General features: G+C 64.6%; 27 protein-coding genes and 1 pseudogene. 23 read left to right on the top strand and 5 right to left on the bottom strand.

The features are described from left to right. Positions 1 to 2: 2 nt before the first annotated feature. The 6 genes and pseudogenes from merD to J8G26_RS15500 all read left to right on the top strand — a co-directional run bounded on the left by merD (position 3) and on the right by J8G26_RS15500 (position 7,095). The gene (gene merD, locus J8G26_RS15525) at positions 3 to 368 is read left to right on the top strand and encodes a mercury resistance co-regulator MerD (protein WP_000995360.1); all 366 of its coding nucleotides are present in this window, start codon (positions 3 to 5) and stop codon (positions 366 to 368) included. Further along, positions 365 to 601, top strand: a complete 237-nt coding sequence (gene merE / locus J8G26_RS15520; protein ID WP_003132004.1) for a broad-spectrum mercury transporter MerE — start codon at positions 365 to 367, stop codon at positions 599 to 601. Before merD ends, merE begins: the two co-directional genes overlap by 4 nt. Further along, entirely contained in the window at positions 598 to 1,587 is a 990-nt protein-coding gene (locus J8G26_RS19435; RefSeq protein WP_003132006.1) for a DUF3330 domain-containing protein, read from the top strand. Before merE ends, J8G26_RS19435 begins: the two co-directional genes overlap by 4 nt. Positions 1,588 to 1,717: 130 nt before the next feature. Next, positions 1,718 to 2,278 (top strand): recombinase family protein, encoded by a 561-nt coding sequence (locus J8G26_RS15510; RefSeq protein WP_003124096.1) that lies wholly within the window; start codon positions 1,718 to 1,720, stop codon positions 2,276 to 2,278. Between the two features lie 2 nt (positions 2,279 to 2,280). Beyond that, positions 2,281 to 4,035 (top strand): annotated as a pseudogene (locus J8G26_RS15505) (Tn3 family transposase); the annotation flags it as partial. A 144-nt stretch (positions 4,036 to 4,179) separates the two neighbouring features. Beyond that, positions 4,180 to 7,095 carry a Tn3-like element IS1071 family transposase gene (locus J8G26_RS15500; protein WP_003049965.1) on the top strand — a complete coding sequence of 972 codons (2,916 nt, stop codon included), beginning with the start codon at positions 4,180 to 4,182 and terminating at the stop codon, positions 7,093 to 7,095. Positions 7,096 to 8,056: 961 nt separating this feature from the next. Here J8G26_RS15500 and J8G26_RS15495 read toward each other — a convergent pair. Continuing rightward, entirely contained in the window at positions 8,057 to 8,338 is a 282-nt protein-coding gene (locus tag J8G26_RS15495; protein WP_011114071.1) for a type II toxin-antitoxin system YafQ family toxin, read from the bottom strand. After that, entirely contained in the window at positions 8,325 to 8,588 is a 264-nt protein-coding gene (locus J8G26_RS15490) for a type II toxin-antitoxin system RelB/DinJ family antitoxin (protein ID WP_011114070.1), read from the bottom strand. Before J8G26_RS15490 ends, J8G26_RS15495 begins: the two co-directional genes overlap by 14 nt. Positions 8,589 to 8,760: 172 nt before the next feature. On the opposite strand from J8G26_RS15490, the gene J8G26_RS15485 reads away from it, so the two are divergent. From J8G26_RS15485 to kfrC, 13 genes are all read left to right on the top strand, one after another. Further along, positions 8,761 to 9,189 (top strand): antirestriction protein, encoded by a 429-nt coding sequence (locus J8G26_RS15485; protein WP_011114069.1) that lies wholly within the window; start codon positions 8,761 to 8,763, stop codon positions 9,187 to 9,189. A gap of 44 nt (positions 9,190 to 9,233) precedes the next feature. Beyond that, positions 9,234 to 9,452 carry a hypothetical protein gene (locus J8G26_RS15480; RefSeq protein ID WP_012478187.1) on the top strand — a complete coding sequence of 73 codons (219 nt, stop codon included), beginning with the start codon at positions 9,234 to 9,236 and terminating at the stop codon, positions 9,450 to 9,452. A gap of 11 nt (positions 9,453 to 9,463) precedes the next feature. Next, positions 9,464 to 10,672 (top strand): hypothetical protein, encoded by a 1,209-nt coding sequence (locus J8G26_RS15475; RefSeq protein WP_011114068.1) that lies wholly within the window; start codon positions 9,464 to 9,466, stop codon positions 10,670 to 10,672. A gap of 16 nt (positions 10,673 to 10,688) precedes the next feature. After that, positions 10,689 to 10,946, top strand: a complete 258-nt coding sequence (gene korC / locus J8G26_RS15470; protein WP_011114067.1) for a transcriptional repressor KorC — start codon at positions 10,689 to 10,691, stop codon at positions 10,944 to 10,946. 157 nt (positions 10,947 to 11,103) lie between these two features. Then, a complete protein-coding gene (gene kleA, locus J8G26_RS15465) occupies positions 11,104 to 11,340 on the top strand; it encodes a stable inheritance protein KleA (protein ID WP_011114066.1) in 237 nt (78 codons plus the stop codon). A 308-nt stretch (positions 11,341 to 11,648) separates the two neighbouring features. Beyond that, on the top strand, positions 11,649 to 11,867 hold the full coding sequence (gene kleE / locus J8G26_RS15460; protein ID WP_349238329.1) for a KleE stable inheritance protein: 219 nt from the start codon (positions 11,649 to 11,651) through the stop codon (positions 11,865 to 11,867). A gap of 1 nt (position 11,868) precedes the next feature. After that, positions 11,869 to 12,198, top strand: coding sequence for a DUF2761 domain-containing protein (locus J8G26_RS15455; RefSeq protein ID WP_011114064.1), 330 nt, complete (start codon positions 11,869 to 11,871; stop codon positions 12,196 to 12,198). Between the two features lie 106 nt (positions 12,199 to 12,304). Further along, positions 12,305 to 12,613 (top strand): transcriptional regulator KorA, encoded by a 309-nt coding sequence (locus J8G26_RS15450; protein ID WP_011114062.1) that lies wholly within the window; start codon positions 12,305 to 12,307, stop codon positions 12,611 to 12,613. Continuing rightward, entirely contained in the window at positions 12,610 to 13,374 is a 765-nt protein-coding gene (locus J8G26_RS15445; RefSeq protein WP_011114061.1) for a ParA family protein, read from the top strand. The genes J8G26_RS15450 and J8G26_RS15445 overlap by 4 nt, the downstream gene beginning before the upstream one ends. Next, entirely contained in the window at positions 13,371 to 14,420 is a 1,050-nt protein-coding gene (locus J8G26_RS15440) for a ParB/RepB/Spo0J family partition protein (RefSeq protein ID WP_011114060.1), read from the top strand. Before J8G26_RS15445 ends, J8G26_RS15440 begins: the two co-directional genes overlap by 4 nt. A 178-nt stretch (positions 14,421 to 14,598) precedes the next feature. Beyond that, on the top strand, positions 14,599 to 15,630 hold the full coding sequence (locus tag J8G26_RS15435) for a DNA-binding protein (protein WP_011114059.1): 1,032 nt from the start codon (positions 14,599 to 14,601) through the stop codon (positions 15,628 to 15,630). A 170-nt stretch (positions 15,631 to 15,800) separates the two neighbouring features. Next, a complete protein-coding gene (kfrB, locus tag J8G26_RS15430; RefSeq protein WP_000664557.1) occupies positions 15,801 to 16,148 on the top strand; it encodes an IncP plasmid survival protein KfrB in 348 nt (115 codons plus the stop codon). A 28-nt stretch (positions 16,149 to 16,176) separates the two neighbouring features. Beyond that, a complete protein-coding gene (gene kfrC / locus J8G26_RS15425) occupies positions 16,177 to 16,830 on the top strand; it encodes an IncP plasmid survival protein KfrC (protein ID WP_000826922.1) in 654 nt (217 codons plus the stop codon). Between the two features lie 202 nt (positions 16,831 to 17,032). Here the strand turns inward: kfrC and J8G26_RS15420 are convergent, their stop codons facing one another. Genes J8G26_RS15420 through J8G26_RS15410 form a run of 3 tightly spaced genes read right to left on the bottom strand, consistent with a single transcriptional unit; the run spans position 17,033 to position 18,596 of the window. Continuing rightward, positions 17,033 to 17,473, bottom strand: a complete 441-nt coding sequence (locus tag J8G26_RS15420; protein WP_000718516.1) for a conjugal transfer protein TraM — start codon at positions 17,471 to 17,473, stop codon at positions 17,033 to 17,035. Beyond that, positions 17,473 to 18,198 carry an ArsA-related P-loop ATPase gene (locus tag J8G26_RS15415; RefSeq protein ID WP_001062597.1) on the bottom strand — a complete coding sequence of 242 codons (726 nt, stop codon included), beginning with the start codon at positions 18,196 to 18,198 and terminating at the stop codon, positions 17,473 to 17,475. The genes J8G26_RS15420 and J8G26_RS15415 overlap by 1 nt, the downstream gene beginning before the upstream one ends. Next, complete coding sequence (locus J8G26_RS15410; RefSeq protein ID WP_001127128.1) at positions 18,198 to 18,596, bottom strand: TraK family protein; 399 nt, start codon at positions 18,594 to 18,596, stop codon at positions 18,198 to 18,200. Before J8G26_RS15410 ends, J8G26_RS15415 begins: the two co-directional genes overlap by 1 nt. Before the next feature lie 373 nt (positions 18,597 to 18,969). Here J8G26_RS15410 and traJ point away from each other — a divergent pair, with 373 nt between their 5' ends. Genes traJ through traF form a run of 4 tightly spaced genes read left to right on the top strand, consistent with a single transcriptional unit; the run spans position 18,970 to position 24,062 of the window. Further along, the gene (gene traJ / locus J8G26_RS15405) at positions 18,970 to 19,344 is read left to right on the top strand and encodes a conjugal transfer transcriptional regulator TraJ (protein WP_000426567.1); all 375 of its coding nucleotides are present in this window, start codon (positions 18,970 to 18,972) and stop codon (positions 19,342 to 19,344) included. 34 nt (positions 19,345 to 19,378) lie between these two features. Further along, positions 19,379 to 21,619 (top strand): TraI/MobA(P) family conjugative relaxase, encoded by a 2,241-nt coding sequence (traI, locus tag J8G26_RS15400; RefSeq protein ID WP_011342947.1) that lies wholly within the window; start codon positions 19,379 to 19,381, stop codon positions 21,617 to 21,619. Next, entirely contained in the window at positions 21,616 to 23,529 is a 1,914-nt protein-coding gene (locus tag J8G26_RS15395) for a type IV secretory system conjugative DNA transfer family protein (RefSeq protein ID WP_000694765.1), read from the top strand. The genes traI and J8G26_RS15395 overlap by 4 nt, the downstream gene beginning before the upstream one ends. Next, positions 23,526 to 24,062 (top strand): conjugative transfer signal peptidase TraF, encoded by a 537-nt coding sequence (traF, locus tag J8G26_RS15390; protein WP_006122512.1) that lies wholly within the window; start codon positions 23,526 to 23,528, stop codon positions 24,060 to 24,062. Before J8G26_RS15395 ends, traF begins: the two co-directional genes overlap by 4 nt.

Here is a 24,062-nt window from a genome sequence, read left to right as displayed (position 1 = left end):
CAATGAACGCCTACACGGTGTCCCGGCTGGCTCTTGATGCCGGGGTGAGCGTGCATATCGTGCGCGACTACCTGCTGCGCGGATTGCTGCGCCCGGTGGCGTGCACACCAGGCGGCTACGGCTTGTTCGATGACGCCGCCTTGCAACGGCTGTGCTTCGTGCGGGCGGCCTTCGAGGCGGGCATCGGCCTCGACGCGCTGGCGCGGCTGTGCCGGGCGCTGGATGCGGCGGACGGCGACGAAGCGGCCGCGCAGCTTGCCCTGCTGCGTCAGTTCGTCGAGCGTCGGCGCGAAGCGTTGGCCGATCTGGAAGTGCAGTTGGCCACCCTGCCGACCGAGCCGGCACAGCACGCGGAGAGTCTGCCATGAACAACCCCGAGCGCTTGCCGTCCGAGACGCACAAACCGATCACCGGCTACCTGTGGGGCGGACTGGCTGTGCTGACTTGCCCCTGCCACCTGCCCATCCTCGCTGTCGTGCTGGCCGGCACAACCGCCGGTGCTTTCCTCGGCGAGCATTGGGTCATCGCGGCGCTCGGTTTGACCGGCCTGTTCCTTCTGTCCCTGTCGCGGGCGTTGCGGGCATTCAGGGAAAGAGAATGAGCGCTTTCCGGCCGGATGGATGGACGACGCCGGAACTGGCCCAAGCGGTCGAGCGCGGGCAGCTTGAACTGCACTACCAGCCCGTCGTCGATCTGCGCAGTGGTGGGATTGTCGGCGCGGAAGCCCTGTTGCGCTGGCGTCATCCGACGCTTGGACTATTGCCACCGGGCCAGTTCCTGCCCGTGGTCGAATCGTCCGGCCTGATGCCTGAAATCGGCGCTTGGGTGCTGGGCGAAGCCTGCCGCCAGATGCGTGACTGGCGAATGCTGGCATGGCGACCGTTCCGGCTGGCCGTCAATGTTTCGGCGAGCCAAGTGGGACCGGACTTCGACGGGTGGGTAAAGGGCGTGCTGGCTGATGCCGAGTTGCCCGCCGAGTATCTCGAAATCGAGCTGACCGAATCGGTCGCGTTTGGTGATCCGGCGATCTTCCCCGCCCTGGACGCCTTGCGGCAGATCGGTGTGCGCTTCGCCGCCGATGACTTCGGGACGGGGTATTCCTGTCTGCAACATCTGAAGTGCTGCCCAATCAGCACGCTCAAGATCGACCAATCGTTTGTCGCCGGGCTCGCCAACGACCGCCGCGACCAAACCATCGTGCACACCGTGATTCAGCTTGCGCACGGGCTGGGCATGGATGTGGTGGCTGAAGGCGTGGAAACATCGGCGAGTCTTGATCTATTGCGACAAGCGGACTGCGACACAGGACAAGGCTTCCTGTTCGCGAAGCCAATGCCGGCGGCGGCATTCGCCGTCTTCGTCAGTCAATGGAGGGGTGCCACCATGAATGCAAGTGACTCGACCACCACCAGTTGCTGCGTGTGCTGCAAGGAAATCCCGCTCGATGCCGCCTTCACCCCGGAAGGCGCGGAATACGTCGAGCACTTCTGCGGGTTGGAGTGTTATCAACGCTTCGAAGCGCGTGCCAAGACAGGGAACGAAACCGATGCCGATCCGAACGCCTGCGACTCGCTACCGTCAGATTGAGGCATACCCTAACTTGGCGTCAGACCATCCGGCGCTAAATCGTCAGAATAGAGTTGCCTTCCGAATTGATTGACATGCGCCGTCAAGGGTCATAGATTTCTTCCTGACACATTTCCCTCAGGAGGATACCTTGCACGGTCAGCGCATCGGTTACGTCCGCGTCAGCAGCTTCGACCAGAACCCAGAACGGCAGCTCGAACAGATCCAGGTGGATAAAGTGTTCACCGACAAGGCGTCGGGCAAGGACACACGGCGGCCCGAACTGGAACGGCTGCTCGCCTTCGTGCGCGAAGGCGACACGGTCGTGGTGCACAGCATGGATCGTCTGGCGCGCAACCTCGACGACCTGCGCCGCCTGGTGCAGGGCCTCACCCAGCGCGGCGTACGCATCGAGTTCCTTAAGGAGCATTTGACCTTCACCGGCGAGGACTCGCCGATGGCGAACCTGATGCTGTCGGTAATGGGCGCGTTCGCCGAGTTCGAACGCGCCTTGATCCGCGAGCGGCAGCGCGAGGGCATCGCGCTCGCCAAGCAGCGCGGGGCCTACCGTGGCAGGAAGAAATCCCTGTCGTCTGAGCGTATTGCCGAACTGCGCCAACGTGTCGAGGCTGGCGAGCAAAAGACCAAGCTGGCTCGTGAATTCGGAATCAGTCGCGAAACCCTGTATCAATACTTGAGAACGGATCAGTAAATATGCCACGTCGTTCAATCCTGTCCGCCGCCGAGCGCGAAAGCCTGCTGGCGTTGCCGGACACCAAGGATGAGTTGATCCGTCACTACACGTTCAGCGAAACCGACCTCTCCATCATCCGGCAGCGGCGCGGCCCGGCCAACCGGCTGGGCTTCGCCGTGCAGCTCTGTTACCTGCGCTTTCCTGGTGTCATCCTGGGCGTCGATGAGCCGCCGTTTCCGCCCTTGTTGAAACTGGTCGCCGACCAGCTCAAGGTCAGCGTCGAAAGCTGGGACGAATACGGGCAGCGGGAGCAGACCCGGCGCGAGCACCTGGTCGAACTGCAAACGGTGTTCGGCTTCCAGCCCTTTACCATGGGCCACTACCGGCAGGCCGTCCAGTTGCTGACCGAGATGGCCTTGCAGACCGACAAGGGCATCGTGCTGGCCAGCACCTTGATCGAGCACCTGCGGCAGCAGTCGGTCATTCTGCCTGCCCTCAACGCCGTCGAGCGGGCGAGCGCCGAAGCAATCACCCGCGCCAACCGGCGCATCTACGATGCCTTGGCCGAACCGCTGTCGGACGCGCATCGCCGCCGCCTCGACGATCTGCTCAAGCGTCGGGACAACGGCAAAACGACCTGGCTGGCCTGGCTGCGCCAATCGCCCGTCAAACCGAATTCGCGGCACATGCTGGAACACATCGAACGCCTCAAAGCGTGGCAGGCGCTCGACCTGCCTTCTGGCATCGAGCGGTCGGTGCACCAGAACCGCCTGCTCAAGATCGCCCGTGAGGGTGGCCAGATGACGCCCGCCGACCTGGCCAAGTTCGAGGCGCAGCGACGCTATGCCACCCTGGTGGCGCTTGCCATCGAGGGCATGGCCACCGTCACCGACGAAATCATCGACCTGCACGACCGCATCCTGGGCAAGCTGTTCAACGCCGCCAAGAACAAGCATCAGCAGCAATTCCAGGCGTCCGGCAAGGCGATCAACGCCAAGGTGCGGTTGTTCGGCCGCATCGGCCAGGCGCTGATCGAGGCCAAGCAGGCGGGCCGCGATCCGTTCGCCGCCATCGAGGCCGTCATGTCCTGGGATGCCTTCGCCGAGAGCGTCACCGAAGCGCAGAAGCTTGCGCAGCCCGAGGACTTCGATTTCCTGCACCGCATCGGCGAAAGCTACGCCACGCTGCGCCGCTACGCGCCGGAATTCCTTGCCGTGCTCAAGCTGCGGGCCGCTCCCGCCGCGAAGGACGTGCTCGACGCCATCGAGGTGCTGCGCGGCATGAACAGCGACAACGCCCGCAAGGTGCCCGCCGACGCGCCGACCGAGTTCATCAAGCCGCGCTGGCAGAAGCTGGTCATGACCGACACCGGCATCGACCGGCGCTACTACGAACTGTGCGCGCTGTCGGAGATGAAGAACGCGTTGCGTTCCGGCGACATCTGGGTGCAGGGGTCGCGCCAGTTCAAGGACTTCGAGGACTACCTGGTGCCGCCCGCGAAATTCGCCAGCCTCAAGCAGGCCAGCGAATTGCCGCTGGCCGTGGCCACCGACTGCAACCGGTACCTGAACGACCGGCTGACGCTGCTGGAAACACAGCTTGCCACCGTCAACCGTATGGCGACGGCCAACGAGCTGCCGGACGCCATCATCACCGAGTCAGGCTTGAAGATCACGCCGCTCGACGCGGCGGTACCCGACACCGCCCAAGCGCTGATCGACCAGACGGCAATGATCCTGCCGCACGTCAAGATCACCGAACTGCTGCTGGAGGTGGGGTCTCCTCGTTTTCAGTGCAATAAGTGACGGTACGCAAAGCTAGCACTGGCGCGGGGGTGGTCTGGGTAGACCGTTGATTTCATTGACTTTCCTGTTCGCTTTGTAAACGGGTATGGTGGCCTCCCACTTTTGAGGTTCACGATGCAGGGTTGGCACACAACGTTTTTGGGGATGCGTGGGCTCCCCCGCGATATCAGCGACTTCGAGATGAAGGCATTTTTCACCTTCGATGGTGCCGAGCGCGACGCAATCAATGCACGCCGAGGTGATTCCCACAAGCTTGGTCTGGCGCTCCATATTGGTTTCCTGCGCATGAGTGGGCGTTTGCTCGGTGCCTTTCGGGTAATTCCAGTAGCCTTGTGGCGCCACCTTGGCAACGAGCTTGGCATTGCAGCACCAGAAGTCGCCTCGCTGAGAGCCATGTATGAACGCGGGCGCACGCTATTCGATCACCAACAAGTAGCCTGCACGGTCCTTGGATTCCAGTGGATGAGCGAGCACCAGCGCCGCTCACTGGTACGTGAACTGCGCGACGAAGTGGCGCGCTGCGCCGACCGCGATCAGCTACTCGTGCGGGCGCGTCAATGGCTGTACAAGAACAAGCTGGTGATCGTGCACGAGCGGGCAATTCGGACACTGATTGCGGCGGCACTTGCCCAGCTTGAAGTTGAAACAGGCACCGCCATCGCCGCCAGCGTTGATCCAGCAACACTTGATCGCTGGCGAGCCTCAGTTTCAGAGCTGCGCCCAGATGGACAAACCCAGCAGAGTTGGCTATGGGCTGCACCGGCGAAACACTCAACCCGCCAAATCAGCGAGGTACTGGAGCGCATCGACCTGCTTTACACGCTGGACGTTCATAAGCACCTGGCAGACATCCCCGATCTCATCTTGCGCCGCTACGCGCGCCGACTTGTCTCCAGGCCGCCCTCAGCCGGAGCCAAGATCAAAGAGCCAGCGCGCACCGTGGAGGTCGCATGCTTTCTTCGGTATTGCCTGTTCACCACCACAGACCAGTTGATCCTTATGGTGCAGCGCCGGATCGCCGATCTGTGGCGTCAGGCTGCCGCCGATGTCCCCGCTACCGTCAATTGGGCCGCAATGTACAAAACGCTGCTCGGCGAACTTGTTGCCTTGAGCGCGCAAGGTGCGGTGCCAGATGCTGAGTTGCGTGCCCGTCTTGAAGCCTTGATCACCGAAACCCAGAAACGCAAACCACCGAGCAGGGCCTCCCTGGTCCGCGAGGGATTGATTGATGGAATTCGCCCCGTGCGGTCGTTGCTCGTCGCCATTGCAAAGCTGCCCTGGCAGGCCACCGGCGAGCATCCTGCCATCGAGTACCTTGCCAAGCTGCAAGCTTTATATCTCAAAGGATCCAGAAAGCTGCCAGTTGAAGTGGTGGCACCAAGTCTGGGAATGATCTGGCAGGTTTCGATCTCCAGCCCAGACCGGGAACGGGCGTTTCAGGCGTTGGAGGTGGCCACCCTGTTTGCCCTGCGCCGCGCGGTGCGCAATGGCTCGGTCTGGATTGAGCACAGCCTGAGCTTTCGGGGTCGTGCGCGCTTGTTCTTCACGGACGAGCGTTGGCAGGCAGAGTCCAAGAAACACTATGCCCGTCTATCGTTACCCAGCAAGGCTGCCACTTTCTTGAAGCCTTTGCTGGCCAGAGTAACTGCCGGTGTCGATGCGGTGGCCGCTGCAGCCCGCAGTGGCGTACTGCGCGTGGATGATGAACTCCATTTGTCGCCATTGCCCGCAGAGGACGAAGACCCAGAAGTGACCAAGCTGCGCGCGGCTTTGGATCACCGCATCGGTGAGGTTCAATTGCCGGAAGTGATTCTGGCCGTTGACGCCCAGGTGCGCTTTAGCTGGATCATGCTCGGACGTGAGCCGCGCTCTACCGACGAGCTGCTGATGGTCTATGCCGGCATCATGGCCCACGGCACCAGTCTGACTGCGGTCGAATGCGCGCGCATGATTCCGCAATTGTCTGCCACCAGCATTCGCCAGGCCATGCGCTGGGCGCGGGACGAACGGCGTCTGAGCCAGGCCTGCCAGGCTGTGCTGGAATTCATGCAGCGACACCCGATTGCCGCCACCTGGGGGCGGTCCGATTTGGCATCTTCTGACATGATGAGCATGGAGACCACCAAACGGGTGTGGCAAGCCCGGCTTGATCCTCGGCGCAACACACCTTCCATTGGAATCTACTCCCATGTAAAAGACCGGTGGGGCATCTTCCATGCGCAGCCCTTTGTGCTCAATGAGCGCCAGGCGGGCGTGGCCATTGAAGGTGTCATCCGCCAAGAAAAGCTGGAGACCAGCCAGCTTGCTGTGGATACCCATGGCTACACCGACTTTGCCATGTCACATGCCCGTTTGCTTGGTTTTGATCTTTGCCCGCGGTTGAAGGAACTCAAACAGCGCCACCTCTTTGTGCCACGCGGCACCAAAGTGCCCGCAGAAATCGCTGCGGTGTGCGAAGCCAATGTCGACGTCGCTTTGATCGAAAAGCATTGGGATAGTCTGGTGCACCTGGCAGCCTCGGTCATGAGCGGACATGCCAGTGCGGTGGCAGCTCTTGCGCGGTTCGGTTCTGCCGCCCAGGGCGATCCAATCTATGAGGCTGGCGTGCAATTGGGGCGGTTGCTGCGTACGGCGTTTTTGGCTGACTACTTTGTCAAGGACGCTTTCAGGAACGAGTTGCGCCGGGTGCTCAATCGGGGCGAGGCTGTTAACGCCCTCAAGCGCGCCATTTATACCGGCCGGATCAGCCCGGCGCAGGCCAAACGTGTCGATGAAATGCAGGCTGTGGCCGATGCGTTGAGCCTGATGGCCAACATCGTGATGGCGTGGAATACCTCACAGATGCAGGCGGTCCTGGATCGCTGGTCGAACCGCCGCCAGGTCATTCCACCGGAACTGATCGGGAAGATTGCGCCCACCAGGCTGGAGAGCATCAACTTGCGGGGTGTGTTTCGCTTCCCGGTTGACCGCTATGCTGACCAAATCCTGCCTTCGCGGCCAAATGCATCGATAACTGGCACCAATGGATGAAACCGACCACGGTTTGACGCCACGAATCGCAGATTTGAAAGTGAACAGGAAAGTCAATGAAATCAACGATCTACCAACACCACCTCCGCGCCAGTGCTAGCTTTTCGTACCGTCACTTATTGCACTGAAAACGAGGAGACCCCTTGAGGGGCAGCGGGGCCGGCGCGATGTTGACACTTGGGGGGCAGCGGCCGATTTCGGCCTGGTCGAGCCGTCCAGGCGGCCGCCGAGGCGGCCTAAGTGCCTGATCGGCATGGAGTTATCCACCGAAGTTGTGGATAACCCTGTTAGGAACCCTGCCCCGGTATTGACACTTGAGGGGCGGCCCTACTGACACTTGAGGGGCGCGGTTCTTGACACTTGAGGGGCAGCGTATTGACACATGGGGGGCTTATCCATTGACACTTGAGGGGCGGCCTCTTCGCGCTTTTCCTTGGCGTGACAACGGTTTACGCGCGTTTTTCGGTCATGCTAACCAGGTTTTTAACCGTCTTTATAACCTTTTTATATAACCAGGTAGTTTTAACCAGAGGCTGGCGAAAAAAACGGCAACACGGCCCAAGCTACCGCGCAGCATGACCGGCCGCCGAAGGGGGGAAACCCCCCTTCTCGATCCCACCCGGCCGCAAGCGGCCTCCCATCCCCCCAGGGGCTACGCCCCTCGGCCGCCTTGCGGCCTCACCCCACAATGGAGCGCCTTCGGCGCTACGGCTTAGGAGAGCCAGGCGCAAGCGCCTGGCGGAAGGCAGTAAGTTCGAGAGCTTGCGAGGGGGCAAAGCCCCCTCACACTCCCCAACCAGGTCGCCGCGGTTCGACCGGCCGCGCGATCCTCAAGCATCGCAGCAACTCCACCGCCGCAGGTTTTACGCCAAGGAAGGGGGTCGGCCAGCTCGGCCGGTGGCGCGGAAAGCGCCCCTCAAGTGTCAATGAAACGTGAGACGCGGGGCCAGGCCCGCGCCGATCACAAGCCGAGTTCGGAGTGAGAGCCGAGGCGCACCAGGCGCAGCGTGTCGGCGTCGGGCTTCTGGTAGATCAGCACCAGGTCGGGCTTGACGTGGCAATCCCGGTGATCCTTCCAGTCCCCGGTCAGCGCGTGGTCGCGGTGCCGAGGTTCCAGCGGCTGGTCGTCGGCGAGCGCGACCAGGACGGGCACCAGGTCGGCGTCGAGCGTGGCCCGGTGCTGCCCTTTCGCCTCGCGCTTGTAGTCGCGCTTGAACTGGCCGGTGCGCTCAATCTGCCGCATGCAGATCGGCCATCAGATCGTTGACGGTGGCGAAGCGCGGCAGCTTGCCCTTGCGGGCTTCCTTCATCGCCTCGATGGTGGTGGCGTTCGGAATCAGCGGCTCGAAGGGCAGCGCCTTGTCCTGGGCCACCTTCGTGAGCAGCAGCCGCACCGCGTCGGACACGGTAAGGCCCATCGCGGCCAGGACGGCCGCCGCTTCTTCCTTGATCGCGCCGTCGATGCGCGTTTGTACGAGCTGGTTTGCAGCCATGATTGGTTCTCCGGTTGGGTTCGTGAATTACATTGTAATGCACGCCAAGGGAAAGGGCAAGGTTTAGCGGCTAAAACGTTTAGCTAAAGTGCTTGACGATTAGGACATTTTGCCCTAATATAGCACTTGAAGGCCGGGCATTTCGCCCAGGTCAACTACCGGAGAAAGTCCGATGAACACCCAAGAGCAACCCGTTACCGCTTCCCTGGTCGCCGAGGCCCAGCGCCTCGACTTCCTGCCCGCCTACTTCGGCCCGCGTCTGATGATGCGCGGCGAGGCCCTGGTGTATGCCTGGCTTCGCCGGCTCTGCGAACGCTACAGCGGCGCGTATTGGCACTACTACACCTTGTCGGACGGCGGTTTTTACATGGCCCCCGACCTGGCCGACCGCCTGGAGATCGAGGTGGACGGCAACGGCTTCCGAGGCGAGTTGTCGGCCGACGCCGCCGGCATTGTCGCAACCCTGTTCGCGCTGGGTCAGCTCGCGGCCGAGGCCGCCGACACGGACGCCGGCGATGCCCTGATCGACCGCTATCACTTCCTGCGCGGCTTCGCAGCCAGCCACGCCGAGGCGGCCGCGATCTACCGGGCTATTGACTGATGAGGGGCGGCCCCGGCTTCGGCCGGGGCTTCCAGGAGGCGACCATGACCAGGAACAACGCTCCCCAGGCACCGACGAACAGCTACGCGACGGACGGCAAGTGCCACAACGCCGAGCCGGGCACCTACGGCCACGAATGCGGCAAGCCGGCCGCATGGATCGGCACGAACCACAAGGGGTTCAGCTCGGGATTCTGCGACGACTGCAAGCGCCACGGCTACGAAGCCCGCGACGTGATCGCGTGGCGGCGTGCTGACACTTGAGGGGCCGGCCGATGGCGAAGAAACGCAAGACGCCGGCCCAGCCGGGCCAGGACTGGAACGCGCCGGCGGCCGAGCTGCTGGCCGAGCTGCCCACCGACCGCGACGAGCTGCTGGCCGCCGCCGTGGCGGCCGTGGTGGAGATCGACGCGGCGATCATGCGCGGTGACGGTGCGGCCGCCGAGGCGGCCAGCGACCGATACGAGGCCGTCATCTGGAAGATGAACGGCGGAACGCACGTGGGCAGCATGGCCGACCACGACGCGCCCGGCCAGGTCATCGAGCGCCATTGCGCGGCGGTGCCTGGCGACGTGCCCTTGTGGGGCCAGCGCGGCCAGTTCCTGGTCGCGGATGGCGACATGCGCGCCCTGGTGGAGTACGAGGCCGGCTACGGCGGGCCGCTGGGTGCCCACTTCCAGTTCCACGTCATCGACCTGGACAGGCCGTTTATCTCCGAAACGGGCTACCGCTCGCACTTCGACACGGCGCAGGGCTGCATGACGGTGGACGAGGTTGCGCGCGGCATCCTGGCTGCGCAGCGAGCCGAGAAGAAGCGCCCGGTGATGGTCGAGGCCAGCTACCGCGACCGCCTGGCCGATGCTCCCCTGCCCGCTTGGCTGGCCGGCTTGGAGCCGCCGGCGCGGCGCGCACCGGCGACCGTCCTGGTGCCGCCGGGGTTCGTCCTGGTCGATGTGGTGCTGCCCTCGCATCGGGCCTTCATCGCCAGGCGCTGGGCGGCCGAGGCCGCGACCAGGATCAAGGCGGCCAGGGCCGCCGGGTTGGACGCCAAGGGAAAAATCACCGGCGCAGGCCCGGAGCGAGATCCCGCATCGCCAGAAACGACGATGACCTGCAGCATCGTCAAAGCCGACGATGCCGAGCCGGGCGAGGGCGGGCCTGTATCGCCGGAAACAACGATGCCGCGAGCGAGCGCGGCAACCTGCAGCATCGCCAGGAATGGCGATGGAGGCCCGGCCGACCTGGTGGAGTTCAAGCCCGGCCAGCGGTGCGAGATCGTGAGCGTCCATCACCCGGTTTTCGACCGCTACATCGGCAAGCGCATCATCATCGTGAAGGTGCATCCCGACACCCGCCAGGTGTGGGCGCACGACGACAGGCCGGTAACGTACAAGACCAATCGCGCAGGCCGGCGCGTGGTCGATTCAGACCCGAGCTGCATCCAGTCGATCTACGGCTTCGACCAGTTGCGGCTTATCACTTGACCAGGAGAACGAACGAATGACGAACGACGCCAATATCCGGCTGGAGTGCTTGAAGCCGGCCGAACGCTGGGCGCAACCGACCGGCGAGGAAGTCCGAGAGGTGCTGCGCCTGGCCGGGTTCAGCGGCAGCAAGGCCGCGAAGGCGCTGGGGCTGGGCGCGAAGGGCGACCGCACGATCCGCCGCTGGATCGGCGAGGACACCCCGATTCCCTATGCGGCATGGGCGATCCTGTGCGACCAGGCCGGGCTGGGCGTGATCTGGAAAGAGGATTGACGCCAAGGGAAAGGTTTTAGCGGCTAAAGTTTAGCCTTCGGATTCCGGTAAAGCGAAAAAAGTTTAGCTAAAGTGCTTGACAGGCTAGGGCATTTTGCCCTAATATAGCACTTGAAGGCCGGGCACATTGCCCAGGTCAACTACCGGAGAAAGTCCGATGAGCGACAACAAGATTATGCCCTGGATTGACGAGCTGGAGGGCGCGGCAGCGACCGACTTCCCGGCCCGCCGTGACGAGATCGCGGCCATGATGGCCGAGGCGGCCGAGCTGGTGTGCAAAGCCGAGGAACTGCGCGGCAAGGCGTACTTCGCCGGATGCTCCCTGGAGGGGCAGGCCAAGGGCCATTGGTCGATGGAAGCCGTCGAGCAGGCCAAGCGCCGGGCCGGCTGGTAAGAGCACATGGCCCGGTCGGCAACGGCCGGGCCTATCGAGGACGCCAAGAAGGAGTATTGCGTGAGCCGAGGCAAGATCAAGGGCGGCCCCAGGTGGAGGAACGCCCCGGAGTGATCCGGGGCGCTTGGCCTGGTGCTGGCACACCGTAACCATGCTTCCGAGTGGGAGCACCCAGCATTCAACACGTAAGCGCGTGGAGGGTCAAGCTATGTCCAACATCATCAAGTTCCCCAAGGAGATCGAGCAGCCCGCCGCGCCCGCGCCGGTGGAGCCTGCCGCCGCGTCTGCTGCCCCCAACAAGGCCCCCGGTGCTGGCCGGCCTGGTCAAGTTCGTATGGGTGGCGACCGTGCTGGTCTGGCCGATCCTCAAGTGGGTGCTGTCGATTGCCACCTTCTTCCAGTTCGTGCGGATGCTCTACCACTGGAACACGCCTGGCGTGTATGCCGGTTGGTCGTTCCTGGCGTACTTCGCGGTGCTGACCGCGATCACCTACTTCGTTTCGATCTACAAGCCGAAGGGGCTTTGACATGAAAAAACAGACCCTACCCTACCCGCCGGGATTCGTGGAGCCGAACACCGGCCGGGTGGCCGTCCTGGTGCGCGAGTACGCGGCCAGCGACTTGAACGGCGATGCGCCGGCCTATTGGTACAGCGCGCAATCCGAGGAATGGGGCCTTGACCCCTGGCGACTGGTGGAAGGCGTCGATCCGCACACCGCCGGCGGTCAGTTCGACGTGTGCTTTGCCAACGGTTCGAGCCGCACGGTCGGCCCGCTGATGACGTTCTTCATGAGTGCCGCTGACGCGGCCAGGTTGAACGCCAAGAAAGAAGATCACGCGCCCATTTTTAGCCGCTAAAACGCTTGACGCGGGCGGCGAGTTTAGCTAAACTTCTGCACATGGTCGGCGGCTGGCACCGCCTTTTGTTCAACAACCGGGTGTGGAGTTTATATGGGTGTTCTCCATGAAGAAACGGCTAACCGAAGCCCAATTCCAGGCGGCGATCAAGGGCCTGGAGATCGGGCAACAGACCATCGACATAGCGCGCGGCGTGCTGGTCGATGGAAGGCCCCAGGCCGAGTTTGTGGCCTCGCTGGGGCTGACCAAGGGGGCGGTATCGCAAGCGGTCAGCCGCGTGTGGGCAGTGGCGGGGGAAGTGCTCCCGCAGGGCTTCGAGCGGGTGACGGCGGTACTGCCGGAGCATCAAGCGTTCATCGTCAAGCGTTGGGAAGCCGACGCCAAGGGAAAGAGGAAACAGGAACCCAACTCATGAAAACACTGGTCACGGCAATTCAGAAAGGCGGTCAAGGCAAGACGTTCGCAACCTGCCACCTGGCGTTCGACTTCCAGGAGCGCGGCCTTCGGGTTGCAGTGATCGACCTGGACACCCAGGGCAATGCGAGCTGGACGCTGGCCGGCCACGACTCGGGCTATCCCGCCAGTCGCATGTTCACCGCCGGCGGCGACGAGCTGCGCGCCTGGTTCGCTGACCGGGAGGATGACGGCCTGGCGCTGATCGCGGCAGACGCCAACCTGGCGAACCTGGACAAGATGGAGCTTTCCCAGGCGGCCGCCGCGCTGCGGGCCAGTGTGGCCGCGCTGGGCGAGTTCTTCGACGTGTGCCTGATCGACACGGCCCCCTCCCTTGGCGTCGCCATGACGGCGGCCGTGCTGACGGCCGACTACATGCTGTCGCCCATCGAAATGGAGGCGTACAGCTTGCAGGGCATGAAGAAGATGGTCGCGGTCATCAGCAACCTGCGCAAGCAGAACCCCAAGCTGCGCTTCCTCGGCATGGTGCCGAACAAGGTGGACGCGCGGAAGCCGCGCCACGTCAACAACCTGGCGACGTTGCAGCAGGCATACCCGCAGCTCATCTTGCCGTTCAGCATCGGCGCGCGTGACAGCATCGCCGAGGCGCTGGGCGAGCAGATGCCGGTGTGGAAGATCAAGAAGACCGCCGCGCGGAAGGCCACCCAGGAGGTGCGTGCGCTGGCGGATTACGTGTTCACGAAGATGGAGATCGCGCAATGAGCGCCAAGACCAACGCCAAGAAGAAGGAGCAGGACAAGCCGCAATCGTCCGGGCTGGGCCTGGACGGGCTGGGCGACCTGGCCGGCCTGCTGAACGAGCAGCCGGCGGCCAACGCCGGCGGCGCAGGCCCGCAGGAGCTGCCGCTTGACCTGATCGACGAAGACCCGCACCAGCCGCGCACGGCCGACAACCCCGGCTTCTCGCCGGAGAGCATCGCGGAGATCGGCGAGACGATCAAAGCGCGCGGCGTGAAGTCGCCCATCAGCGTGCGCGAGAACCCGGACGCACCGGGGCGCTACCTCATCAACCACGGCGCGCGGCGCTATCGCGGCTCGAAGTGGGCGCACAAGACCACGATCCCGGCCTTCATCGACAACGACTACAACGAGGCCGACCAGGTTATCGAGAACCTGCAACGCAACGAGCTGACGGCGCGTGAGATCGCCGACTTCATCGGCCGCGAGCTGGCGAAGGGCAAGAAGAAGGGCGAGATCGCCAAGGAGATCGGCAAGTCGCCGGCCTTCGTCACGCAGCACGTCACGCTGCTGGACTTGCCCGAACCCATTGCCGAGGCGTTCAATAGCGGCCGGGGCAAGGACGTGACTGTCATCAACGAGCTGGTGACGGCCTACAAGAAGAACCCCGACGAGGTGGCCGCCTGGCTGGCCGACGACAGCCAGGAGCTGACGCGCGGCTCGGTGAAGCTGCTGCGCGAGTTCCTGGAGGACAAGCGCAGTCACGAGGACGGCGACCGTGATCCCAACACCGTCGATGCGCTGACCGGCAAGACCGACGCCGAGGCCGGCGACGGCGAGCAGGGGCCGCAGGATGATGACGCCAAGGGGAAGAAGGAGCCGAAGGAGGCCGACCCCGACAAGCTCAAGAAGGCCATCATCCAGGTCAAGCACGACGACCGGCCGGCACGGCTGATCCTCAACCGCCGGCCCCCGGCCGAGGGCTGGGCCTGGCTCAAATACGAGGATGACGGCCAGGAGTTCGAGGCCGACCTTGGCACCGTGCAGCTTGTCGCGCTGCTGGAGGGCTGACACGCCCAGCGCCGGGCATCGCCGACCACCGACCCCCACCCATCGCCCCGCCATCGAGCGGGGCTTTTTTTGCCCGCGTTTTAGCCGCTAAAAAAAGTTCAGCTAAACCGCTTGCGTAGTGTTGTATGTTGTAGTATGCTTCACGCTACAACATACAACCGGCCAAAGGAGGCCCGACATGGCGATCTCGAAGGAGCAGATATTTGCGGTGGCCGACGAACTGGACGCGGCCGGCCAGAACCCCACGCTGGCGAACGTGCGCAAGCAGCTCGGCAGCGGCAGCTTCACCACCATCAGCGAGGCGATGAACGAGTGGCGCGCACGCAAGGCCAGCCAGGCCGCCCCGATCCGCGAGCCGGCACCGCAGGCGATCACTGACAAGCTGGCCGAGCTGGGCGGCGACTTGTGGGCCGTGGCGCTGGAAATGGCGAACAACCGCCTGGCCGCCGAGCGCGAGGCGCTGGAGGCCGTGCGCCAGGAGACGGAAGCAGCGCGCCAGGAAGCCGCAGAGCTGGCCGACCAGCTCACCGGCGAGCTGGACGAGGCCAAGGCCCGCATCGCGGCCCTGGAGGCCGTCGAGGCGGCCGCCAAGGGCGAGGCCGACGAGCTGCGCGGCAAGCTCGCGGCGACCAGCGAGCGCGCGGCCACGGCCGAGGCCAGGGCCGGCGAGCTGCGCACGGAGCTGGATCACGCCCATCAGGAAGCCCGCCAGGCGCGCGCAGAGCGCGACAAGGCCCAGGAGAGGGCCACGGCCAGCGCCGACCAGGTGGAGGCCCTGCGGGCCGACCTCGCGGCCGCGAACAGCCGTACCGCCGAGATCGAGCGCCGCGCCGGCGAGCTGCGTGCCGACCTGGAGCGGGCGAACCAGGCGACCGACCAGGCGCGCGCCGCTCAGGCCGAGCAGCGGAAGGCCACCGAGGCGGCCGCCGCCGAGCGCGACCAGGTGCGCGCGGAGCTGGTGAAGGTGCAGGCCAAGGCCGAGGCGGCCGAGCAGGCCCACCAGGAGCAGCGCAAGGCGATGGCGGCCGAGGCACACCGCCAGGCCGAGCGGCTGACCGCCGCCCAGGGCGAGCGCGACCAGGCGAAGCGCGACGCTGCCCAGGCCCGCGAGGAAGCGGCCGGGCTTCGCGGCCGGCTGGAGGCCCTGGAAACCGTCATGGCGCAAGGCCGGGCGGCCGATCCGACCAGCGGCGGACGCAAAAAGACCTGATAAATCGGTTGGTTTTCCTTAAAATTACCCTGGAACCCTGACAAAACGCACAACCCGGCCGCTGGGAAGAGCCGGCCTCGCTTTGCCGAGGTCGGCTTTTTTGTTGGAGCGCGGCTTGCATGGGGCCACCATCACCCTTTTGAGAACTACGGCAACCATAGGAGTGCCCGATGAAAGAACGCCTCTTGGTCATGAACGGTCAACGCATCGTTCAGGCCGAAAAGGACGGCGCTTGGACGAATCAGAAAGTAGACAAGGCGGGCGCGTTGAAGCCCGGCATCTACAACCTGTACACGGCCCAAGCGGCCGACAAGAAGCAGACCCACGCCGGCGTGATCGTTCATGCCGACGCCACCAACGTGTACCAGCAGATCGGCAAGAACTTTGTCATGCACGCTCGGTCAGATTTCGATAAAGTACCTGAAATTGGGAGCGCAAAGAGCATCAGCTACAACGCCCAGGGCAAGGCGGCAGTCGCCGCAGAGGCCCCGAAACTGACGCGGGGGCGCTCCATGTAGCTTTAGCGGCTAAAAAGGAGGCACGCCCTTGAAACGACTCACCATCCCCGGCAGCGGCACCGAGAGCCGCGCCACCAAGCCGGCCCGCGTCAGCGCGCCGGCCACCCTCGGCGGTGCCGCCTTCGGCGCTTCGCGCGAGGACACCGGAGCCGACTTGCTGGAGGCCGCCCAGGCGGCCGAGATCGAGCAGCAGGCCACCCTAGAGGCGGCCCCGGTCGAGCAGTCCTACCCCGAAACCCTGGCGCTCTACGTGCAGGCCAAGCACGACCAGGTGGAGCACATCGAGGACAGGCTAGAAAACCTGATCGACCGGCAGCAGGCCCGTTTGCAGCAGACCCAGGCGTCCGCGCCTGGCCGGCTTTCCTTGCCCGGCTCTAAGCGAGCCTGGCAGAACCAGCAGGCGCAGCAGCAGGCCCGCTTGCAGACGCTTCACGCGCGCCTGGAGGCCGTCCGCGAGATCAAGGAAGGCATGGGCCTGCACTCGCCGAAGATCGAAGAGCTGGCGACGCGCAAGATGCGCGCCGAGAACCCCGAGCTGGCTTCCGATTGGGATGCCATGCGCGAGGCCGCCCGCCGGCATGAGCTGCTGATGCGCAAGCAGGAGCAGGAGCGCAAGCAATCCCAGGCCCAGGAGCGGCCAGGGAGATCGCAGTCCTTGGGCCTGTCAGCCAGGCCCGCATAAAAACGAAGCCCGGCGGTCGCCGGGCTTTTTTCTCGAGCATCGCCATTTCTGGCGAGGGAGGCCCGCCGAGGGCCTGGTGGAATCATCCTGCAGCATCGTCACAAGCGACGATGCCGGGAGCTGGCCAGCATCGCCGAACCTGGCGATGCCGCCGGCGCGGTCGACCATCGCCAGTTCTGACGATGAGATCCCGCATCGCCATCTACAGCGAGGCCCACAGGGCCAGGCCGGCGGCCACGACCGCCATGCCGGCCGCGACCATGTTCATCATGGCGACGCGCCGCGCCTCGCGGATCGGCGCGACGAGCTGCGCCGTCACCGCCTCAACCTCACGCCGCACGGCCTCGGCGGCCGCCTTCGCGCCCTCCTGCATTCCCCGCGTCATGGCGTCCTTGCTGGCCGCCAACGCCGCGTTGAGCGTCCTTTCCGCCTTTCCCTTGGCGTCATCACCCCATCGGTGGGCGATGGACTCCAGTTCCGACTTGAAGGCGTCCAAGATTTCCTGCTGGGCCGATGCGCTGTCCTGCATCAGCTTCATGTTGATGGTCTGGAGGATCAAGATCGGATCGTCGCGGCCCACGGCGATGCCGTGCTTGGCCGCGATCTCCCGTATCAGCTCCTCGATCTTGTCGTCGGCCGCCATCAGAGCACCGCCGCGTTTTCGAGCTGGGCGAAGAGCTGGGTTTTCACGATCTTGAGCCGCTGCCGCGTCATGATCGTGAGCGCCGAATCGGCCAGGGCCTCATCGAAGGTGCGCCGATCCTGGAGCATTTCGGCGAAGTCGCGGCCGTAGGTTTCCTCTTTCAGCGCCGGAATCTGGATGATGGCGGACACACGGCCCTTGTTGGCCGTGTACGCCTTCAACTGCTCGAACCCCTTGCCCTCGTGCTCGATTGGCCCCCAATACGGGTTCAGCCAGACCACGAACAGGCATTCGGCCGGGAACTGGCTGGCGAGCTGGGCGAAGCCGCTCACCGTGTCCACCAGGGCCTGGCCGCCGGTGACGACCGTATGCACCACGAGTTCGTGGCCCATGTCCTGGAGCAGCGCCGGCACCTGGTTGCTGATGAGGTAGTGCGACAGCGGCACGAACGAGCTGGCCCCGTTGTCGATGATGACGTCGCCCTCGGCCGACGCGATCATCTCGACCAGGGCGTCGAAATTCCGGGTGTTGATCTCGTCGCCGTCCATGATGTTGAGCCGGCGCACGTTGAGGGCTTTGTAGCCCTCGAACGTCGCGTTCACCGGATCGGTGTCGATGCAAAGCGGCTTCTGTCCCTTGCCGGCTTTGTACTGCGCGATGGTGGCCGCGATCATCGACTTGCCGACGCCGCCCTTGCCTTGCAGAACCATGTGAATTTTCGCCATTACAGTAAATCCTCTTTCTTTGGAGTCGCATCAAACGTGAAGCCGCCGATCTTGGGTGGCTCACTCTTGGATTCCGAGGCCGGCGGGGCGGCCTTCGGCTCGGGCTTCGCGCCCTTGGGCTGGCTGTCCGGGGGAGTGGCGGGAGGCGGCGGGGAAGCTACCGGCGCGGCCTTGATGTACCGCTTCACGTGCTGGGTGAAGGTTTCGTACCGACAGCGCAGCCGGCCGGTTTCCTTCATGTGCTCCCAGATCGTTTTCATCGCATAGCCCGCATCGAGCGCCGCTTGAACGTCGCTCTTGACGGCCAGGAACGCGACCACGTGCTTGTCCTGGCGCGGCTTCTTGGCTTCCCGTCCCTTCACCCATTCAGCCAGCTCTTCGGGGTAGGTCTTTGGCATCGTGTTCGTCCATCTAATCCTCTCATCGCAAATGTAACGCTACTAAGCGGCGCTACGGAAACGCAAAAAGTCCGCTATCGGCGTGCATTGGCACGCTTCGATAGCGGCATTATGGGCCATTGTGGCGGGTTTCGCTATATCCGTTGCTGCTTTTGCGGCCTGATAGCGCGATAGTTGCGGATAAATCGTAATGGATGGTGTAGACTTTCCTTGGTGTTATTAACGCCGTAAGGCGGGCAGGATGTGTGAAGTTAGCTAACCGGCGAGCCGGTTATCTATCTTCACTGTCCCTTATTCGCGCCGGGGGCGCTCAACGGGTCATCCTGCTCTGCGAGGCAGCCGGCTACCGCCGGCATGAGAGACGAGGCGAGGCATGGAGAACGACGAAAAGGAACACGGCCGCCGGCGGCGGCAGCACCTGCGGGTGCCGGTGTTCCCCGAAGAGAAAGACGAGATCGAGGCGAACGCCAAGAGGGCGGGCGTCAGCGTGGCGCGCTATCTGCGCGACGTGGGCCAGGGCTACCAGATCAAGGGCGTCATGGACTACCAGCACGTGCGCGAGCTGGTGCGCGTCAACGGCGACCTTGGCCGCCTTGGCGGCCTGCTCAAGCTCTGGCTGACCGATGACGTGCGAACGCTCCAGTTCGGCGAGGCGACCATCCTGGCCCTGCTGGGCCGGATCGAGGCCACCCAGGACGAAATGAGCCGGATCATGAAGGCCGTGGTTCAGCCGAGGGCCGAGCCTTGACTTCTTTAGCGGCTAAAAAGCCGGAGGGGCGGCCATGATCGCCAAGCACGTGCCGATGCGCTCGCTTGGCAAGAGCGACTTCGCGGGCCTGGCGAACTACATCACCGACGCCCAAAGCAAAGACCACCGGCTGGGCCACGTGCAGGCGACGAACTGCGAAGCCGGTTCCATCCAGGACGCCATCACGGAGGTGCTGGCGACCCAGCACACGAACACCCGCGCGAAGGGCGACAAGACCTACCACCTGATCGTCAGCTTCCGGGCCGGCGAGCAGCCCAGCGCCGACACCTTGCGCGCGATTGAGGAACGCATCTGCGTCGGGCTGGGTTATGGCGAGCATCAGCGAATCAGTGCCGTCCACAACGACACCGACAACCTGCACATCCACATCGCCATCAACAAGATTCACCCGACGCGGCACACGATGCACGAGCCGTACTACCCGCACCGGGCGCTGGCGGAACTCTGCACGGCCCTGGAGCGCGACTACGGCCTGGAGCGCGACAACCACGAGCCGCGCAAGCGCGGCGCGGAGGGCCGGGCCGCCGACATGGAGCGGCATGCCGGCGTTGAAAGCCTGGTCGGCTGGATCAAGCGCGAGTGCCTGGACGAGATCAAGGGCGCGCAGTCCTGGCAGGAACTGCACCAGGTCATGCGCGACAACGGAATGGAGCTGCGCGTCCGCGCCAATGGCCTCGTGTTCGAGGCCGGCGACGGAACGATGGTGAAGGCGAGCACAGTAGCCCGCGACCTTTCCAAGCCGAGCCTGGAGGCGCGGCTTGGCCCGTTCGAGGCTTCGCCCGAACGGCAGGCGCAAACCACCGCGAAGCGGCAGTACCGCAAAGACCCCATCCGCCTTCGCGTCAACACCGTGGAGCTGTACGCGAAGTACAAGGCCGAGCAGCAGAGCTTGACCACGGCGCGCGCCCAGGCCCTGGAGCGCGCCCGGCATCGCAAGGATCGGCTGATCGAGGCGGCCAAGAGGTCGAACCGCCTGCGCCGCGCCACGATTAAGGTGGTCGGCGAGGGCCGCGCGAACAAGAAGCTGCTGTACGCCCAGGCGAGCAAGGCCCTGCGCAGCGAAATCCAGGCGATCAACAAGCAGTTCCAGCAGGAGCGCACGGCCCTCTACGCCGAGCACAGCCGGCGCACGTGGGCCGACTGGCTCAAGAAGGAGGCGCAGCACGGCGGCGCCGACGCCCTGGCCGCCCTGCGCGCCCGCGAGGCGGCCCAGGGCCTCAAGGGCAACACCATCCGGGGCGAGGGCCAGGCGAAGCCCGGCCACGCGCCGGCGGTGGACAACATCACGAAGAAGGGGACGATCATCTTCCGCGCCGGCATGAGCGCCGTGCGCGATGACGGTGACCGCCTGCAAGTCTCCCGCGAGGCCACGCGCGAAGGGCTGCAAGAAGCCCTGCGCCTGGCGATGCAACGCTACGGCAACCGCATCACCGTCAACGGCACGGTGGAGTTCAAGGCGCAGATGATCCGCGCCGCCGTCGATTCCCAGCTACCCATCACCTTCACCGATCCGGCTCTTGAGAGCCGGCGGCAGGCGCTTTTGAACAAGGAGAACACCCATGAGCGAACCGAAAGACCAGAGCATCGAGGACGAACTGGACGCGGCGCTGGCGGCCCTGGACAGCGGCCCGCTGCCGACCAGCACGCTACCGGAGCCGCAGCCGTCGCCCGAGCAGGCGACGGCCGGCCAGCCGCCGGCCGAGGCGACCGCGCCGACGCCGGCCTTCACGCCGCCACCGTCCACCGGAAGCCCGACGTTGGACGCCTTGGAAGAAAACCGCCGCCCCAAAGCCAGCACCGTTTGCGAGCACTGTCCGAACTCGGTGTGGTTCGCATCGCCGGCGGAAGTGAAGTGCTATTGCCGCGTGATGTTCCTCGTCACGTGGAGCAGCAAGGAACCCAACCAGATCACGCACTGCGACGGGGAATTTCTCGGCCAGGAACAGGAGTAGGCCAGACGCCGCCGGGCGTCGCCGCCGCCGACAAGTACATCGCCGAACGCGAGGCAAAGCGCCTAAAAGGTTTCGATATACCGAAGCATTCCCGATATACTGCCGGTGATGGTGCGCTCACGTTCCAGGGCACCAGGACTATCGAGGGCCAGGCGCTGGCCCTCTTGAAACGAGGTGATGAGGTCATGGTTATGCCCATCGACCAGGCCACGGCCCGGCGCTTGACGCGCATCGCGGTCGGCGATGCCGTCTCGATCACCGCGAAAGGCTCCATCAAAACGTCGAAAGGAAGGAGTAGATGAAGATCAAGATGAACAACGCGGTAGGGCCGCAAGTCCGAACCGCCAAACCGAAGCCGAGCAAGCTGCTGCCGGTGCTGGGCGCGGCCTCGATGGTCGGCGGCCTCCAGGCCGCGACGCAGTTCTTCGCCCACACGTTCGCCTATCACGCGACCCTCGGCCCCAACGTGGGCCACGTGTACGCGCCCTGGTCGATCCTGCACTGGACGTACAAGTGGTACAGCCAGTACCCGGACGAGATCATGAAGGCCGGCAGCATGGGGATGCTGGTTTCGACCGTGGGCCTGCTGGGCGTGGCCGTGGCGAAGGTCGTCACGTCCAACAGCTCGAAGGCGAACGAGTACCTGCACGGCTCGGCCCGCTGGGCCGAGAAGAAGGACATTCAGGCGGCCGGCCTGCTGCCACGCGAGCGCAACGTCCTGGAGATCGTCACCGGCAAGGCCGCACCCACGGCTACCGGCGTGTACGTGGGCGGCTGGCAGGACAAGGACGGCAATTTCTTCTACCTGCGGCACAGCGGCCCCGAGCACGTGCTGACCTACGCGCCCACGCGCTCGGGCAAGGGCGTCGGCCTGGTGGTGCCCACGCTGCTGTCGTGGGGCGCGAGCAGCGTCATCACCGACTTGAAGGGCGAGTTGTGGGCCTTGACCGCCGGCTGGCGGCAGAAGCACGCCAAGAACAAGGTGCTGCGCTTCGAGCCGGCCAGCACCTCGGGCGGCGTCTGCTGGAATCCGCTGGACGAAATCCGCCTCGGCACCGAATACGAGGTGGGTGACGTGCAGAACCTTGCCACGCTGATCGTTGACCCGGACGGCAAGGGCCTGGACTCGCACTGGCAGAAGACCGCCTTCGCGCTCCTGGTCGGCGTGATCCTGCACGCGCTGTACAAGGCCAAGGACGATGGCGGCACCGCCACGCTGCCGTCCGTCGATGCGATGCTGGCCGACCCGAACCGGGACATTGGCGAGCTTTGGATGGAAATGGCGACCTACGGGCACGTAGACGGCCAGAACCATCACGCCATCGGCTCGGCGGCCCGCGACATGATGGATCGGCCCGAGGAAGAAGCCGGATCGGTGCTGTCCACGGCCAAGTCGTACCTGGCCCTGTACCGCGACCCCGTGGTGGCCCGCAACGTCAGCCGGTCGGACTTCCGCATCAAGCAGTTGATGCACGAGGACGACCCGGTAAGCCTCTACATTGTCACCCAGCCCAACGATAAGGCCCGCCTGCGGCCGCTGGTGCGCGTCATGGTGAACATGATCGTGCGCCTGCTGGCCGACAAGATGGACTTCGAGGGCGGCCGGCCGGTGGCGCACTACAAGCACCGGCTCTTGATGATGCTGGACGAGTTCCCGAGCCTCGGGAAGCTGGAGATCATGCAAGAGTCGCTGGCCTTCGTGGCCGGCTACGGCATCAAGTGCTACCTCATCTGCCAGGACATTAACCAGCTCAAGAGCCGCGAGACGGGCTACGGCCACGACGAAAGCATCACGTCGAACTGCCACGTGCAGAACGCCTACCCGCCCAACCGCGTCGAGACGGCCGAACACCTGTCCCGCCTCACCGGGCAGACCACCGTGGTGAAGGAGCAGATCACGACCAGCGGCCGCCGCACGGCGGCGATGCTGGGCCAGGTGTCGCGCACTTACCAGGAAGTGCAGCGGCCCTTGCTGACGCCCGACGAATGCCTGCGCATGCCGGGGCCAAAGAAGAACGCCCAGGGCGAGATCGAAGAAGCCGGCGACATGGTGATCTACGTCGCGGGCTACCCGGCGATCTACGGCAAGCAACCCCTGTACTTCAAAGACCCAGTGTTCTCGGCACGCGCCGCGATCCCTGCGCCCAAGGTCAGCGACCGCCTGCGCGCCGTCGCACAGGCCGAGACGGAAGGGGAGGGCATCACGATATGAGCCGCATCCTGAAACGCATCGCGGCAGGCGTCGTCATCGCGGGCGTGGCCGCCCTGCTGCTGGCCGCCGGCGGCTATGCCGCCGGTGCCCGCGTGAACACCACCAAGAGCATTCCGGTCGGCCTGTACTGGACGAGCAGCGCGCCGGTGGAGAAGGGGGCCTACGTCCTCTTCTGCCCGCCGCAGCTCGGCGTGTTCGATGACGCCAAGGAGAGGGGCTACATCGGGGCCGGCTTCTGCCAGGGCGGCTACGGCTACATGATGAAGCGCGTTTTAGCCGCTAAAGACGATGCCGTCGCCGTCGCCGATGACGGCGTGCGCGTCAACGGCGAGCTGCTGCCCCTCAGCGCGCCGATCAAGGCCGACAAGGCCGGTCGGCCGCTGCCGCGCTATCAGTCCAACAGCTACACGCTCGGCAATTCCGAGGTGCTGCTTATGTCGGACGTGAGCGCCACATCCTTCGACGGCCGCTACTTCGGCCCGATCAATCGTTCGCAAATCAAGACCGTGATCCGTCCGGTCATCACCTGGTAG

This window comes from Acidovorax sp. JG5 (genome assembly GCF_017939685.1).
Taxonomy (GTDB): domain Bacteria; phylum Pseudomonadota; class Gammaproteobacteria; order Burkholderiales; family Burkholderiaceae_C; genus Acidovorax.
The sequence above is the reverse complement of the archived record's forward strand: the minus strand, read 5'-3'. Positions and strand labels throughout refer to the sequence as shown.

Bases quoted from the DNA above. Each gene is read 5' to 3' on its own strand.
- merD (WP_000995360.1), top strand. From the start codon at position 3: ATGAACGCCTACACGGTGTCCCGGCTGGCTCTTGATGCCGGGGTGAGC.
- merE (WP_003132004.1), top strand. From the start codon at position 365: ATGAACAACCCCGAGCGCTTGCCGTCCGAGACGCACAAACCGATCACC.
- J8G26_RS19435 (WP_003132006.1), top strand. From the start codon at position 598: ATGAGCGCTTTCCGGCCGGATGGATGGACGACGCCGGAACTGGCCCAA.
- J8G26_RS15500 (WP_003049965.1), top strand. From the start codon at position 4,180: ATGCAGGGTTGGCACACAACGTTTTTGGGGATGCGTGGGCTCCCCCGC.
- J8G26_RS15495 (WP_011114071.1), bottom strand. From the start codon at position 8,338: ATGCGGCAGATTGAGCGCACCGGCCAGTTCAAGCGCGACTACAAGCGC.
- J8G26_RS15490 (WP_011114070.1), bottom strand. From the start codon at position 8,588: ATGGCTGCAAACCAGCTCGTACAAACGCGCATCGACGGCGCGATCAAG.
- J8G26_RS15485 (WP_011114069.1), top strand. From the start codon at position 8,761: ATGAACACCCAAGAGCAACCCGTTACCGCTTCCCTGGTCGCCGAGGCC.
- J8G26_RS15480 (WP_012478187.1), top strand. From the start codon at position 9,234: ATGACCAGGAACAACGCTCCCCAGGCACCGACGAACAGCTACGCGACG.
- J8G26_RS15475 (WP_011114068.1), top strand. From the start codon at position 9,464: ATGGCGAAGAAACGCAAGACGCCGGCCCAGCCGGGCCAGGACTGGAAC.
- korC (WP_011114067.1), top strand. From the start codon at position 10,689: ATGACGAACGACGCCAATATCCGGCTGGAGTGCTTGAAGCCGGCCGAA.
- kleA (WP_011114066.1), top strand. From the start codon at position 11,104: ATGAGCGACAACAAGATTATGCCCTGGATTGACGAGCTGGAGGGCGCG.
- J8G26_RS15455 (WP_011114064.1), top strand. From the start codon at position 11,869: ATGAAAAAACAGACCCTACCCTACCCGCCGGGATTCGTGGAGCCGAAC.
- J8G26_RS15450 (WP_011114062.1), top strand. From the start codon at position 12,305: ATGAAGAAACGGCTAACCGAAGCCCAATTCCAGGCGGCGATCAAGGGC.
- J8G26_RS15445 (WP_011114061.1), top strand. From the start codon at position 12,610: ATGAAAACACTGGTCACGGCAATTCAGAAAGGCGGTCAAGGCAAGACG.
- J8G26_RS15440 (WP_011114060.1), top strand. From the start codon at position 13,371: ATGAGCGCCAAGACCAACGCCAAGAAGAAGGAGCAGGACAAGCCGCAA.
- J8G26_RS15435 (WP_011114059.1), top strand. From the start codon at position 14,599: ATGGCGATCTCGAAGGAGCAGATATTTGCGGTGGCCGACGAACTGGAC.
- kfrB (WP_000664557.1), top strand. From the start codon at position 15,801: ATGAAAGAACGCCTCTTGGTCATGAACGGTCAACGCATCGTTCAGGCC.
- J8G26_RS15420 (WP_000718516.1), bottom strand. From the start codon at position 17,473: ATGGCGGCCGACGACAAGATCGAGGAGCTGATACGGGAGATCGCGGCC.
- J8G26_RS15415 (WP_001062597.1), bottom strand. From the start codon at position 18,198: ATGGCGAAAATTCACATGGTTCTGCAAGGCAAGGGCGGCGTCGGCAAG.
- J8G26_RS15410 (WP_001127128.1), bottom strand. From the start codon at position 18,596: ATGCCAAAGACCTACCCCGAAGAGCTGGCTGAATGGGTGAAGGGACGG.
- traJ (WP_000426567.1), top strand. From the start codon at position 18,970: ATGGAGAACGACGAAAAGGAACACGGCCGCCGGCGGCGGCAGCACCTG.
- traI (WP_011342947.1), top strand. From the start codon at position 19,379: ATGATCGCCAAGCACGTGCCGATGCGCTCGCTTGGCAAGAGCGACTTC.
- J8G26_RS15395 (WP_000694765.1), top strand. From the start codon at position 21,616: ATGAAGATCAAGATGAACAACGCGGTAGGGCCGCAAGTCCGAACCGCC.
- traF (WP_006122512.1), top strand. From the start codon at position 23,526: ATGAGCCGCATCCTGAAACGCATCGCGGCAGGCGTCGTCATCGCGGGC.